Annotated in this window: 14 protein-coding genes and 1 pseudogene; 7 read left to right on the forward strand and 8 right to left on the reverse strand. The window is 64.7% G+C overall.

The window, feature by feature from the left end; all coding sequences use genetic code 11:
* Nucleotides 1-113 precede the first annotated feature (113 nt).
* The 3 genes from ACLP9N_RS16365 (at nucleotide 114) to ACLP9N_RS16375 (ending at nucleotide 2,998) form a co-directional block, all read left to right on the forward strand.
* Nucleotides 114-1,901: a cytochrome c biogenesis protein DipZ gene (locus ACLP9N_RS16365; RefSeq protein ID WP_442408406.1), complete on the forward strand. Its 1,788-nt coding sequence runs from the start codon at nucleotides 114-116 to the stop codon at nucleotides 1,899-1,901.
* 110 nt (nucleotides 1,902-2,011) lie between these two features.
* Nucleotides 2,012-2,617 (forward strand): fasciclin domain-containing protein, encoded by a 606-nt coding sequence (locus tag ACLP9N_RS16370; protein ID WP_442408407.1) that lies wholly within the window; start codon nucleotides 2,012-2,014, stop codon nucleotides 2,615-2,617.
* Between the two features lie 126 nt (nucleotides 2,618-2,743).
* A complete protein-coding gene (locus ACLP9N_RS16375; RefSeq protein ID WP_442408408.1) occupies nucleotides 2,744-2,998 on the forward strand; it encodes a DUF2631 domain-containing protein in 255 nt (84 codons plus the stop codon).
* Nucleotides 2,999-3,001: 3 nt separating this feature from the next.
* Here the strand turns inward: ACLP9N_RS16375 and ACLP9N_RS16380 are convergent, their stop codons facing one another.
* Nucleotides 3,002-3,514: a DUF4097 family beta strand repeat-containing protein gene (locus tag ACLP9N_RS16380; RefSeq protein WP_442408409.1), complete on the reverse strand. Its 513-nt coding sequence runs from the start codon at nucleotides 3,512-3,514 to the stop codon at nucleotides 3,002-3,004.
* A gap of 113 nt (nucleotides 3,515-3,627) precedes the next feature.
* Here ACLP9N_RS16380 and ACLP9N_RS16385 point away from each other — a divergent pair, with 113 nt between their 5' ends.
* Nucleotides 3,628-4,455 (forward strand): mycofactocin-coupled SDR family oxidoreductase, encoded by an 828-nt coding sequence (locus ACLP9N_RS16385; protein WP_442408410.1) that lies wholly within the window; start codon nucleotides 3,628-3,630, stop codon nucleotides 4,453-4,455.
* A 104-nt stretch (nucleotides 4,456-4,559) separates the two neighbouring features.
* On the opposite strand, the gene ACLP9N_RS16390 is transcribed toward ACLP9N_RS16385, so the two are convergent.
* The 6 genes from ACLP9N_RS16390 to pyrH all read right to left on the reverse strand — a co-directional run bounded on the left by ACLP9N_RS16390 (nucleotide 4,560) and on the right by pyrH (nucleotide 9,481).
* Nucleotides 4,560-5,423 carry a cytochrome c biogenesis CcdA family protein gene (locus tag ACLP9N_RS16390; RefSeq protein WP_442408411.1) on the reverse strand — a complete coding sequence of 288 codons (864 nt, stop codon included), beginning with the start codon at nucleotides 5,421-5,423 and terminating at the stop codon, nucleotides 4,560-4,562.
* A 14-nt stretch (nucleotides 5,424-5,437) separates the two neighbouring features.
* Nucleotides 5,438-5,944: a protein disulfide oxidoreductase gene (locus tag ACLP9N_RS16395; protein WP_442408419.1), complete on the reverse strand. Its 507-nt coding sequence runs from the start codon at nucleotides 5,942-5,944 to the stop codon at nucleotides 5,438-5,440.
* Nucleotides 5,945-6,025: 81 nt separating this feature from the next.
* On the reverse strand, nucleotides 6,026-7,114 hold the full coding sequence (gene rlmN / locus ACLP9N_RS16400) for a 23S rRNA (adenine(2503)-C(2))-methyltransferase RlmN (protein WP_442408412.1): 1,089 nt from the start codon (nucleotides 7,112-7,114) through the stop codon (nucleotides 6,026-6,028).
* A 22-nt stretch (nucleotides 7,115-7,136) separates the two neighbouring features.
* Nucleotides 7,137-8,045, reverse strand: coding sequence for a phosphatidate cytidylyltransferase (locus tag ACLP9N_RS16405; RefSeq protein ID WP_442408413.1), 909 nt, complete (start codon nucleotides 8,043-8,045; stop codon nucleotides 7,137-7,139).
* Between the two features lie 22 nt (nucleotides 8,046-8,067).
* Nucleotides 8,068-8,625, reverse strand: coding sequence for a ribosome recycling factor (gene frr, locus ACLP9N_RS16410; RefSeq protein WP_442408414.1), 558 nt, complete (start codon nucleotides 8,623-8,625; stop codon nucleotides 8,068-8,070).
* Nucleotides 8,626-8,734: 109 nt separating this feature from the next.
* A complete protein-coding gene (gene pyrH, locus ACLP9N_RS16415; RefSeq protein WP_442408415.1) occupies nucleotides 8,735-9,481 on the reverse strand; it encodes a UMP kinase in 747 nt (248 codons plus the stop codon).
* 268 nt (nucleotides 9,482-9,749) lie between these two features.
* Between pyrH and mbp1 the strand changes: the two genes are divergently transcribed.
* Together mbp1 and ACLP9N_RS16425 are read left to right on the forward strand one after the other, a co-directional pair.
* Nucleotides 9,750-9,986, forward strand: a complete 237-nt coding sequence (gene mbp1 / locus ACLP9N_RS16420) for a microaggregate-binding protein 1 (protein WP_442408416.1) — start codon at nucleotides 9,750-9,752, stop codon at nucleotides 9,984-9,986.
* A gap of 196 nt (nucleotides 9,987-10,182) precedes the next feature.
* Entirely contained in the window at nucleotides 10,183-10,908 is a 726-nt protein-coding gene (locus ACLP9N_RS16425) for a winged helix-turn-helix domain-containing protein (protein ID WP_442408417.1), read from the forward strand.
* Nucleotides 10,909-10,954: 46 nt separating this feature from the next.
* Here ACLP9N_RS16425 and ACLP9N_RS16430 read toward each other — a convergent pair.
* Nucleotides 10,955-11,746, reverse strand: a pseudogene (locus ACLP9N_RS16430) (lysophospholipid acyltransferase family protein); the annotation flags it as partial.
* 50 nt (nucleotides 11,747-11,796) lie between these two features.
* Between ACLP9N_RS16430 and ACLP9N_RS16435 the strand changes: the two are divergent.
* The gene (locus tag ACLP9N_RS16435; RefSeq protein WP_442408418.1) at nucleotides 11,797-12,882 is read left to right on the forward strand and encodes an IS630 family transposase; all 1,086 of its coding nucleotides are present in this window, start codon (nucleotides 11,797-11,799) and stop codon (nucleotides 12,880-12,882) included.
* Nucleotide 12,883: the final 1 nt, after the last annotated feature.

Here is a 12,883-nt window from a genome sequence, read left to right on the forward strand (position 1 = left end):
CGGCTCTGCCGGGCCGCCCTTTCCTGCTTCCAGAAACTTTGAAACTGTATCTGCGCAAGGGTTTTCGCTGACCGTTCACCGATCCACAGAGCCTTCGGCTGCGAATAAAGAATATGCTCACGCTCGCACGCGTCGGCTTCGTCGGCGGCCTGATCACCGGGATATCCCCGTGCATCCTGCCGGTACTGCCGGTGATCTTCTTCTCTGGCGCGCGCAGTGCGGCCGACGCTCCAAGAGCTTCCGGCGCGATGACGGAGCCGACGCCAAGGGATTCCCTCGGCCCCGTTGCCGTCTTAGACGTCCCCAACACGCCGAAACACCCGCTGTCTGAAAGAACGGGCCCCTACCGGGTGATCGCAGGCCTGGTACTGAGCTTCAGCGTGGTCACCCTCGCGGGGACAGCTCTGCTTTCGCTGCTGCACCTACGGCAGGACGCGATTCGCTGGGTGGCGCTGGTGGCGCTCGTCGCGATCGGCCTCGGGCTTATCTTTCCCAGGTTCGAGCAGTTGTTGGAGCGGCCGTTTTCCCGCATCCCACAAAAACACTTCAATACTGACGGCAACGGATTCGGCCTTGGCCTTACGTTGGGCGTCCTCTACGTTCCCTGCGCGGGTCCTGTACTCGCCGCGATCGTCGTGGCCGGCGCCACTTCGACTATCGGCGTCAACACCGTCGTACTCACGGGCGCATTCGCGGTCGGCGCTGCCCTGCCGCTGTTGTTCTTCGCGCTAGCCGGCCGCAAGGTGGCAAAACGGGTGAGCGCGTTCCGCCGTCGTCAGCGCGAGATCCGAATCGCGGCGGGGCTCGTGACAATCCTGCTGGCGGTAGCGCTGGTTTTCAACCTGCCAGCGGTGCTGCAGCGGGCCATTCCCGACTACACGAGCGCATTGCAGAAGAGGGTCGGCGGCGATGACACGGTTCGGGAAAAGCTGAATCTTGGTGGCATCATCAACGACCAGAACGCTGCGCTGTCGAACTGCACCAACGGGGCTCCAAAACTCGAAGACTGCGGTCCCGTACCCGACATCAAGGGGATCACCGGCTGGCTGAACACCCCTGGCGACCAACCGATCGACCTGCGCTCGTTGCGGGGCCGGGTCGTACTGGTCGACTTTTGGGCATATTCCTGCATCAACTGCCAACGTGCCATCCCGCACGTCGTCGGCTGGTACCAGGCCTACAAGGACAGCGGCTTCGCGGTTATCGGTGTCCACACCCCGGAGTACGCGTTTGAACAAGTCCCAACCAACGTGGCGGCCGGCGCTGCCGATCTGGGTATCAGTTATCCCGTCGCGCTGGACAACCACTACTCGACCTGGACGAATTACCGCAACCGGTATTGGCCCGCTGAATATCTAACTGACGCCAACGGCACCGTGCGCCATATCAAGTTCGGCGAAGGCGACTATAACGCCACGGAAAACCTTATAAGGCAGTTGCTGGTCGACGTCAATAGAGGCGCCAAGCTACCACCTCCGGTGGACGGGGCAGACAACACACCCGCCCCAGGTCTCACGCCCGAGACCTACTTCGGCGTGGGCAAGATGGTCAACTTCGCCGGCGCGGGGGTATACGACCAGGGTTCGGCGACGTTCAACTACCCGCCGGCACAGTCCGCCGATACCTTTGCGCTGAGTGGCCCGTGGTCCTTGGACTACCAGGGCGCGACGCCCGGCAGCGGCGATTCCTGCATCAAACTCAACTATCACGCCAAGAACGTCTACATCGTTGTCGGCGGCACCGGAACCGTCACGGTAACGCGGGACGGAAAGTCGACGACACTGCCGGTCAGCGGGCCGCCGACGTCTCACCAAATCGTTGCCGGCGACCGGTTAGCAGCGGGGACGCTCGAGGTGCGCCCCAGCCAAGGGCTTCAGGTGTATTCCTTCACCTACGGCTGATTCGAATTTGCTGAGACCAGTCCAAGAACCTTGCGGCTCCGAATCATTCATGTCAGAGAAAAGCCGGCGGGTAAACCCGTCGCCAGATAAACACCAAGGAGCCCAACGCCATGAAGTTGCACAGCAAGGCGCCCAAAAAAGCAATTACGGCAACCAGTTTCGCGGCAGCCGCCGCCGTAGGTCTTGCGGTGGCAGCAGCCCCGACGGCGGTGGCCAGCCCCGCGACCAATCTGGTAGGCCAGGGATGCACGGCCTACGCACAGCAGGTGCCCACCGGGCCGGGGTCGGTAGCAGGGATGGCGGGCGAACCGGTTGCGGTGGCAGCGTCGAACAATCCGATGCTGACCACGCTGACCTCCGCGCTGTCGGGCAAGCTCAACCCGCAGGTAAACCTCGTTGACACCCTCGACAACGGTCAGTTCACCGTCTTCGCTCCCACAGATCAGGCATTCAGCAAGCTCGACCCGGCGACCCTCGACTCGCTGAAAACCGATGGCCCGCTGCTGAACAAGATCCTCACGTACCACGTTGTCCCCGGGCAGCTCAGCCCGGCCCAAGTCGCCGGCACGCACAACACGGTTCAAGGCGGCCCGCTCACGGTGACCGGTTCGGGCAATAACTTGCGGGTGAACAATGCTTCGGTCGTGTGCGGTGGCGTGCAGACTGCCAACGCGACGGTCTACATGATCGACACCGTGCTGATGCCGCCCATGTAGGCGTTAAAGGCCACCGGCAAAGCATTTTGCGGAGTTGCACTTCGGATCGGATTGGTGGCACAAACCTCGAGCGGAGTATGTGCCAGAATGTCGGAGCATCTCCAATCCGATCCGGAGGTAATCGCCGTGGCCAGTACTGAGGTGGAGCACTTCACCGGCGTCGACACCGCTGAGGTGCCGTCAGCAGCGTGGGGCTGGAGCAGAATCAACCACCGCACCTGGCATGTCGTCGGGCTGATCAGCTTCGTGTTCCTGCTGGCGATGCTGCGTGGCAATCACGTGGGCCATGTCGAGGACTGGTTCCTGCTCGGGTTTGCCGCGTCGGTGCTCTTCTTCCTCGTCCGGGACCTGTGGGGCCGCAGGCGCGGCTGGATCAGGTAGCCGCTACCCGCTCACGGTTTCGTGCGCCGGGTTCGCCCGATGGATGTTCACGTCCCCCGAGCCGCTGCGCACCTCTAGAACGAGGGTTTCGTCGCCTTGCTGGGGGCCGTCCGACGGTTGCAACTTATTGCTGACCACGCCGGATCCGGTGATGATGTCCAGCCGGACGGCGGTACCTTCGGCGACCCCGACCGGGACCTCACCGCTACTGGTGTGAGCCGAGACGCCGCCAACGGCCGCCGCGACATCCACCGATCCGGACGCCGTACGCGCCTTGATACAGCCGCGCAGCCGGTCGATAGTCAGCGAGCCGCTGGCGGCCTTGAACGTCAGATCGCCGTCGAGGTCCCCGATCGTCACGTCGCCCGAAGCTGTTGCAACCGAAGCGTTGCCTTGCGCGGTGCGCACGGCGAACGATCCAGATGCGTTGGCGACCTTGATCTTTCCCGTGACTGAGTCGACTTCGACGTTCCCAGTGGCCGATGCACGCGCCGAAGGTGAATTCGCCGACTTCAAGGTTCCCAAACCATCGCGGCCGCGCGACGTTTCGCCCGAAGCTCACCCCTGTCGGACTACCAATTCAGCAACGCCACCGCAGATGCAGTGGCGGACGAAAAGGAGCAGCTACTGTGACGACCACCGATAACTCCCTGTCCGGAAAGGTCGCCTACGTCACCGGCGCCGCACGCGGCCAGGGCCGTTCACACTGCGTGCGATTGGCGCGCGCGGGCGCCGACATCGTCGCCATCGACGCGTGCGGAGCGATCGACGAGCACAACACCTATCCGCCGTCGACACCCGAAGACCTCGCCGAAACGATACGGCTCGTGGAGAACGAAGGGCGAAAGATCCTCGCGCACCACACCGATGTTCGCGACCTCGCCGGGCAGCAGAAGGTCATCGACGACGCGATCGAACAATTCGGACGGCTCGACATCGTTGTAGCCAACGCAGCAATCATGAATTACGAACGGGTCTGGGAACTCTCGGCCAACCAATGGCAGCAGACCATCGACACCAACCTCACCGGGGTATGGAACACAATGAAAGCAGCGGTACCGGCGATGATCGCAGCCGGCAACGGCGGATCCATCATCATCATCAGCTCGGCCGCAGGCATCAAGGCGGTCCCCGCGTTAGGACACTACTGCGCAAGCAAATTCGGGGTAGTGGGCCTCACCAACGCGCTTGCGGTCGAAGTCGGCGAATTCGGAATCCGCGTCAATACCGTCCACCCCTACGGCACCGACACCCCCATGGGCAATGACACATCGATATTCCAGATCCTGTCCGAACACCCCACCTACGCCTTCAGCTACACACCCGGGGCACTGCCCTCCGACTCGCTCACCGACCCCAATTCGGTCTCCGACGTAGTCTTGTGGCTGGCCGGCGACGCATCATCACTGGTGACCGCGGCGCAGATTCCGGCCGACAAGGGTTACCTCAAGATCTGACTACCTCGGTGCGCAGCGCCGGTAGTGGCCGCCCCGGGAATTCAGACGACTTCGACGTCGAAGGAGCGCGATCTAGTGAACCAGTTCTCGGGGTCCGGCCGGGTTCAGCGCCGCACACGTTGGTACCAGGCGGTCGCGAGTGCGCCGACCATCACCACCACCAACGCCACCGCCCAGGGCCATGCGCCGTGCTGGTGGACCCAGCCGGCCACGGCACCCTGCAGGCGGCCGGCCGCGGTGATCAGCGCGTCCGGCGGGCTCGCCCGGGTCGCACTGAACAGCCGCAGCTCGTAGACGCCGTAGTAGGCGACATACAGCCCGGCCAGCACGAGCAACGCGCCACTGATCCGGTTCACGAACGGCACGATTCGGCGTAACCGTTCGACCGCCGCTGAGCTCGCGGTCGCGGCCGCGAGGGCAAGGACGCCGACGACCAGGGTCAGGCCGGCCACGTAGGCGAGGTAGATCGACACGCCCGTGAGGACCGAACCACTGCGCAGGCCGGCGGCGGTGACCGCCAGAAACGGTCCGATGGTGCACGACAGCGAGGCGATCGCATAGCTCACGCCATAGCCGAACATCGACCACAGTCGAGCCGTCGGGGCCCATCGCGGGCCCAGCGGTCGTAGCGTCAGCGCCGTGAACTCTCGACCCGACAACAGCCAAACCCCGAGCGCGACCAGCACCACGCCGATCACCACCGTGCCGTACGGCAGGTAGCGCTGCACCGTCGAGGCAGCCGAAATAGTCAGCGCCCCAAACAATCCGAATACCGCCATAAAGCCGAGCGCCATACCGACGGTGGCCGCCAGCGCGCGGCCGACTGCCGTCCATTCGCCGGACGTGGCCTCATGGGGCTGCCCGCGTACCACCAGAAGCAGGTACGCGGGCAGCATGGCGAACCCGCAGGGGTTAAGGGCCGCCACGAGTCCGGCGGCAAAGGCCAGACCGACAAGACCCTGGTTCACGGGGTTAGCGCAGCTTAGTGCAGCACAGCCACCCGGCCGGCGAGCTCGGCCTGGGGCATCGCCGCGGTGGGGTTGTTGACGAAGGTCGAGCTGCCGTCGGCGCGGTAGAACACCCACGCCGGCTGCCAGGGCACGTTGTAGCGGGCCCAGATCGAGCCGTCGGTGTCATTGAGGTTGGTGAAGTTCAGGTTGTACTTGGAAACGAAGTTCTGCATCGCCCCGACATCCGAGTGCGCCGCGATGCCGACGAAGGTGACGCCCGGGTTGGCCGCCGCCACCTGGCTCAACCCGGGAGCTTCGGCATTGCAAAACGGGCACCACGGCGTCCAGAACCACAACACCGCCGGCTTACCCTGCAGGCTGCCCCCATTGAAGGGAGCACCGCTGATGGTGGTTCCGGTGAACTGCAGACGCTCGTCGGCCGCCGCCGAGCGCGGCGCATCGGCGAGCCCAAAGATCAAAACGGCCGCGAAAACGGCCGCGATAAACAGCCTGAGCGGCGAAAACAGGCGAATCATGATGCCCCCTAAGTTGCTGGTCTTACAGGTAAGAGACGTGCCAGCCGCCGCTGGGGTTCATCGGGCCGGTCTTCACCCGCCTGCTCACCCGCCTTGGGAAGCCAGCTGTCCGCAGGCGGCGCTGATCTCGCGGCCGCGGGTGTCTCGCACCGTGCAGGACACCCCTTTCGACCGAACCCTTCGGACGAACTCCCGCTCGACCGCCTTGGGGCTGGCATCCCAAGCACTGCCCGGCGTCGGGTTGAGCGGGATCAGGTTCACATGCACCAGCGGCCCGAGAGCGCCATGCAGCCGTTTGCCCAGTAGGTCGGCCCGCCACGGTTGATCGTTGACGTCGCGGATCAGTGCGTACTCGACCGACACCCGCCGGCCGGTCACTTCGGCGTAGTACTGGGCGGCGTCCAGGGCTTCGCTGATCTTCCAGCGATTGTTGACCGGAACCAGCGTGTCGCGCAGTTCGTCGTCGGGGGCATGCAGCGACAACGCCAACGTCACCCCGAGCCGTTCGTCGGCGAGCTTGCGGATCGCCGGTGCCAGACCCACCGTCGACACCGTGACCGAGCGGGCCGAAACACCGAAACCGGACGGCTCGGTGATACGCCGCACGGCGGCCAGGACCCTGGCATAGTTGGCCAGCGGCTCCCCCATGCCCATGAAAACCACATTCGAGAGACGGTCACCGAAGTCGTCGCGCAGCGCCGCGGCGGCGGCCCGCACCTGCTCGAGGATCTCCGCGGTCGACAGGTTGCGGCGCAATCCGCCCTGGCCGGTGGCGCAGAATGGACACGCCATGCCACAGCCGGCCTGCGATGAGATGCAGATCGTGTTGCGTTGCGGGTAGCGCATCAGCACCGACTCAAAGGTGGTGCCGTCGACGGCGCGCCACAGCGTCTTTCGAGTCTGGCCGGCATCGCAGGTGACTTCGGTGGCCGCGGTGAGCAGCGTCGGGAACATGGTCTCGGCGATCAGGTCGCGCGCGGCCGCCGGAAGGTCGGTCATTTGCCGGGGGTCGGCGATCAACCTGCCGTAGTACTGGTGCGCGAGCTGCTTGGCCCGAAATGCCGGCAAGCCCAGCTCCGCGACGGCCGCGGCGCGGCCGGCCGCGTCGAGGTCGGCCAGGTGCCGCGGCGGGTGCGCGGCGCGCGGCGCGTCGAACATCAACTCTTGGACCATGACGTATCCAGTATCGGCCTTCTCAGGCCGGCAGCAATGTGAACACCGTCCATGCCGCCACCGCCGACGGGAGGACTCCGTCGAGCCGGTCCATCAGGCCACCATGGCCGGGAAGCAGCCGGCCCATGTCCTTGATGCCGAGATCGCGCTTGACCTGGGATTCCACCAGGTCGCCCAGCGAGCAGGTCAAAACCAGCACAAATCCCAGCAGGGCGCCCTCCCACGGCGGTCTGTGAGCCAGGAAGGTCGCGGTCAAGAACGCCGCGGTGATCCCGCAGACCAACGAACCGGCGAATCCCTCCCACGACTTCTTCGGGCTGATCGTGGGAACCAGCGGATGCTTGCCGAACAGCACCCCCACGGCGTAGCCGCCCACGTCGGAGGCGACGACCGTGATCATCAAGCAGAACACCCGCCCGGCACCTTGCTGCGGGTGGTAGACGAGCAACGCGCCGAAGGAGGCGAACAGCGGGACCCACACGGTCAGGAAGATGGTGGCCGACGCGTCGCGCAGGTAATTCGACGGGGGCGGCGGGCCGGCGTCCGGATCGTGGTGCCTGCTTTGGTCGTGCATGAACAGCCGCCAGAACATGCAGACGACCACCGTGGCGCCGAAACCGGCCAACGCGCCGCGGGCACCATATGGCCAGGTCAGCCAAACGGTGACCTGCCCACCGACCAGCAGTGGGATGACCGGGATGACGTATCCGGCTTCACGCAGCCGCCGCACCACCTCATGGCTGGCGACGAGAATTGCCCCCGAACACAGGATCACCCATCCGTGCGGAGCGAATACCAGCGTCGCGATGAGGACGGCACCGATCGAGACGCCCACCGCGATCGCGGCGGGCAGATCGCGTCCCGCCCGGGAGGTTTTCTTGGCAGCCGGCTCGTCGGGCGGGGTGCCTGCGTCGGCATCGGTCGTTGCCACGGAATCGGTTGCTGAGCGGCCGCTAGACCTCCAGCAGCTCGCCTTCTTTGTGTTTGACGAGCTCATCGATGTGAGTGACGTACTGGTGGGTGGTCTTGTCCAGGTCCTTCTCGGCGCGGGCGACCTCGTCCTCGCCGGCTTCGCCGTCCTTGCGGATGCGATGCAGTTCCTCCATCGCTTTGCGACGAATGTTGCGCACCGAGACCCGGGCTTCCTCCCCCTTGTGCTTGGCCTGCTTGACCAGCTCGCGCCGACGTTCCTCGGTCAGCTGCGGTACGGCCACGCGGATCAGGGTGCCATCGTTGGTGGGATTCACCCCGAGCTCGGAGTTGCGAATGGCCGTCTCGATGGCGTGCAACTGATTGGCTTCGTACGGCTTGATCACGACAAGCCGCGCCTCGGGAACATTGATGCTGGCCAGCTGGGTTATCGGGGTGTTCGTGCCGTAATAGTCGATGACGATCCGGGAGAACATGCTGGGGTTCGCGCGCCCGGTCCGGATCGTGGACAAATCGTCACGGGCCACCGAGACGGCCTTTTCCATTTTCTCTTCCGCATCGAAGAGCGCCTCGTCGATCATTTGTGCCGCTCCTCCTCATCGCTTCGCTCTGCATCGTCGCCGGCACGGATCATTTGCGCTGCTCCTTCTCATCGTGCACTCTGCATGGTCGCAAGCGCGGATCATCCCCTCAGGTCGTTACCAGCGTTCCGATCTTCTCACCGGCGACCGCGCGGGCGATATTGCCACTGGTCAGCAGGTTGAACACCAGGATCGGCATGCCATTGTCCATGCACAGGCTGAACGCGGTGGCATCGGCCACCCGCAACCCGCGGTCGATCACTTCGCGATGACTGATCACGGTGAGCAACTCGGCCTGCGGGTTCTCCCTCGGATCCGCGGTGAACACGCCGTCGACCGCCTTGGCCATCAGAACCACGTCCGCGCCGATCTCCAGGGCCCGCTGGGCCGCCGTCGTGTCGGTGGAGAAGTAGGGCAGCCCCATGCCGGCTCCGAAGATCACCACCCGGCCCTTCTCCAGGTGGCGGACCGCTCGCAGCGGGATGTAGGGCTCGGCCACCTGTCCCATGGTGATCGCGGTCTGCACCCTGGTGGCGATGCCTTCCTTCTCGAGGAAGTCCTGCAGCGCAAGACTGTTCATGACGGTGCCGAGCATGCCCATGTAGTCCGAACGCGTGCGCTCCATGCCGCGCTGCTGCAGCTGTGCGCCGCGGAAGAAGTTGCCGCCACCGATCACCACCGCGACCTGAACGCCGTCGCGGACTACCTCGGCGATCTGGCGGGCCACCTGCGCCACCACGTCGGGATCCAGCCCGACCTGGCCGCCGCCGAACATCTCGCCGCCGAGCTTGAGCAACACCCTCGAATACTTGCTTCCCGGTGCGCCGTTGGCGCTCGTCGGCTCAGGCTCCGCCATCAGACTCCTCGCATGACAGTGCCATCCCGGCGACCACTCGGGACGGCATCTCCATCCTGCCTCATCGCTGCTGGGTGACGTGGGCGGGGTGCCTCATCTGCGCACATGGCGAGCCGGGTCGTGTTTTGGGGGATGTTTGAGCGGCGGGCGGCGCGGGAATCCGCACCAACGCGACGGGCCCAACGCGGTCTTAAGAATCAGGACCCGGGCCTCGTCGCATCGAGCTGAATGGCTCAAACCACGTACGCCACTGGGGAGGAACTGATTCATGGCGGACAACAAGAGCGGACCTGCTGAAGCAGTAAAGGGCGCCGTCGAAGGCGTCAAGGGCGCGGTCAAGGAGGCCGTCGGTGCGGTGACTGGTCGCGATGACCTCACTCGCGAGGGCCAGGCCCAGCAGGACAAGGGCGAAGCGCAGCGCAACGCGGGCAAGAAGGAAGCCGAAGCTGAGGCGGCCCGCGGAGCTGCCAAGGCCGCCGAGGAGCGCCAGAAGTCCAACCAATAAGCCTGATGGAAGGATGGGTCCGGCCCGGAACACGGGCCGGACCCATCAAACTTTCTGGCAGCCATATTTCCGGGCCAGTCGTCGATTCTGAACGCGTTAGACAAATTTGGAATAGTTCCGGGCCAAACCGGTAGCCAGCGACAATGCTGGCGGCATCTCCTCGGATGTCCACTCACACGGTTTGGGAGCTGTTCTGTTGGATGTGCTACTACTCACCAATGGGGACGACTTCGAATCGGCGCTGCCAAACCTGAATTCATTCGCGGAGTCGATCCGCAACGCCCCTCTGACCGACCTCACCGACGGGTACTACGTCGGCTCCCACGTTGCGATCATCGACGCGCGCACCGACCTCGCGGCAGCTCGCCGGGCGTGCCGGCGACTGACGGCCACCGCGCCGGGCGTCGCGGTGGTGGCCGTCGTCGCGCCGGCCGATTTCGTGGCGGTGGACGTCGACTGGCATTTCGACGATGTGATGCTGCCCGCCGCCGGAGCGGCCGAGTTGCAGGCGCGGTTGCGGCTGGCGATCACGCGTCGGCGCAGCGCGCTGGAGGGCACCCTGAAATTCGGTGACCTCATGCTGCACCCAGCCAGTTACACCGGATCGCTGGCAGGCAAGGATCTGAACCTGACACCCACCGAGTTCAAGTTGTTGACTTTCCTTGTGCAGCATGCCGGTCGGGCGTTCAGCCGTACCCGGCTGATGCATGAGGTGTGGGGTTATGACACCAACGGTCGCGTTCGTACCGTCGATGTTCACGTGCGACGACTTCGGGCCAAGCTTGGAACTGAGTACGAATCGATGGTGGACACCGTCCGCGGTGTGGGCTACATGGCGGTGACGCCACCGCAACCGCAATGGATCATCAGCGAGTCGACACCAAGCCCCGTCTGGACGCCACCGGACTCGATCGCCCAATAACGGGGCATTCGAAAAACGTTCTCCTACAAAATCTTTCGCGACTTGATCACGCGAAGATCGGGAGTGCGCGCTTGCGCGCCAGCGCATCCATCCCCTGTTGAATGCTGTCTTGGACCTCGCGGTACTTGCGGTCGACGTAGCCATCGGGGCCATCGTCGGCTGCGCGGGCCGGATCGTGATCCAGCTCGATGACGGGCATGAACCTGGTCCTGATCTTGGCCGGCAACGGCAGCTGCGGGAGAGCCGCCGGCGCGATCCCCCACGGCAGCGAGATCGCCAACGGGAAAACCTTGAGCCGCAGCAGTCGGTCGAGCCGCAAGAACCGCGCCAGGCCGTCGCCGCGTATCAGCACCGGCATGGCATCGGCGCCGCCGACGGTCGCAATCGGCACTATCGGCACCCCAGCTTGAATCGCCATCTTCACGAAGCCCTTTCGGCCGGCAAGGTTGGCACGGTCACGCTCGGTCCACGGACGCAGCGAATCCACCTCGCCACCGGGCCACAGCGCCACGTCGCGCCCTTCGGCCAGTGCGGTGGCGATGGCATCCGGGGCCGCCGGAAGCACGCCCATCGACCGGAAGTACCGTCCGATGCCCGGAATCGCCATCAACGCGTCGTGCGCCGTTCCGTGCAGCACGCGGTCCGGGCCGAAGCGGCGCCACCATTGCAGGCCCACGGTCCACGCGTCCCACACGAAGGGAGCGCCCGAGTGAATGCCGATCAACAGCGCCGGCGGCTCGGGAATGTTCTCCCAGCCGTCGATCTCCATACGGAACCAATAGTCGACCAGCACATTCCAGAAGAACTTCTGCCGCTGCAGTGTGGTCTCGTCCTGGCCCTCTGGTGTCGTGAGTCATTAATTCACCTGTAGTGTTTTAGACTTGGTGGATGCCGAGTCCTTTCGCTGCTGTGGTGACGTTGACCGACGATGAGCATGCCCAGTTGGTGACGTGGTCACGGCGGTCGAAGAGTGCGAATGCGTTGGCCATGCGGTCGCGGATTGTGCTGGCTGCCGCCGATGGGCTGGGGAACACTGCGATCGCCGACAAGCTCGATATTCATGTCAGCAGCGCCCGAAAATGGAGGTCGCGGTTTGTGGCCGACCGGCTCGAGGGCCTGTTGGATGAGCCGCGGCCGGGTCGGCCGCGCACGGTGTGCGATGACCAGGTCGAGGCGGTGATCACCCGTACCCTGGAGACCACTCCGAGCGGTGCCACGCATTGGTCCACCCGATCGTTGGCCGCCGAGTTGGGGATGAGCCAGTCGGCGGTGTCGCGGATCTGGCGGGCGTTCGGATTGGCGCCGCACAAACAGGATTCGTGGAAACTGTCCAAGGATCCGCTGTTTGTGGACAAGGTCCGCGACGTGGTCGGGCTGTACTTGAAGCCACCCGAGCGGGCGTTGGTGCTCTGTGTGGACGAAAAGACCCAGATCCAGGCGCTGAATCGGACCCAGCCGGTGTTTCCGATGCTGCCGGGCACGCCGGCGCGCGCCAGCCACGACTACGTGCGCCACGGCACCTCCAGCCTCTACGCCGCACTCGACCTAACCACTGGCAAGGTCATCGGCGCGCTGCATGGTCGCCACCGCGCCCAGGAGTTTCTGGCGTTCCTGAAAACCATCGACACCAACGTGCCCGCCGACCTCGACGTACACCTGGTCTTGGACAACGCCTCCACTCACAAGACCCCCGCTGTACGGCGCTGGCTCACAGCACATCCCAGATTCGTTGTGCACTTCACCCCGACCAGCGCCTCCTGGCTCAACCTGGTCGAACGATGGTTCGCCGAACTGACCACCAAGAAACTGCGCCGCGGCACCCACACCTCAGTGCGTCAACTCAACGCCGACATCCGAGCCTGGATCGACACCTGGAACGACAATCCCCGCCCCTACGTCTGGACCAAGACCGCCGACCAAATCCTGGCCAGCATCGGCAACTACTGCACCCGAATTAACGACTCACGACACTAGG

The organism is Mycobacterium sp. (genome assembly GCF_052144515.1).
In the GTDB taxonomy this organism is placed as follows: Bacteria; Actinomycetota; Actinomycetes; order Mycobacteriales; family Mycobacteriaceae; genus Mycobacterium.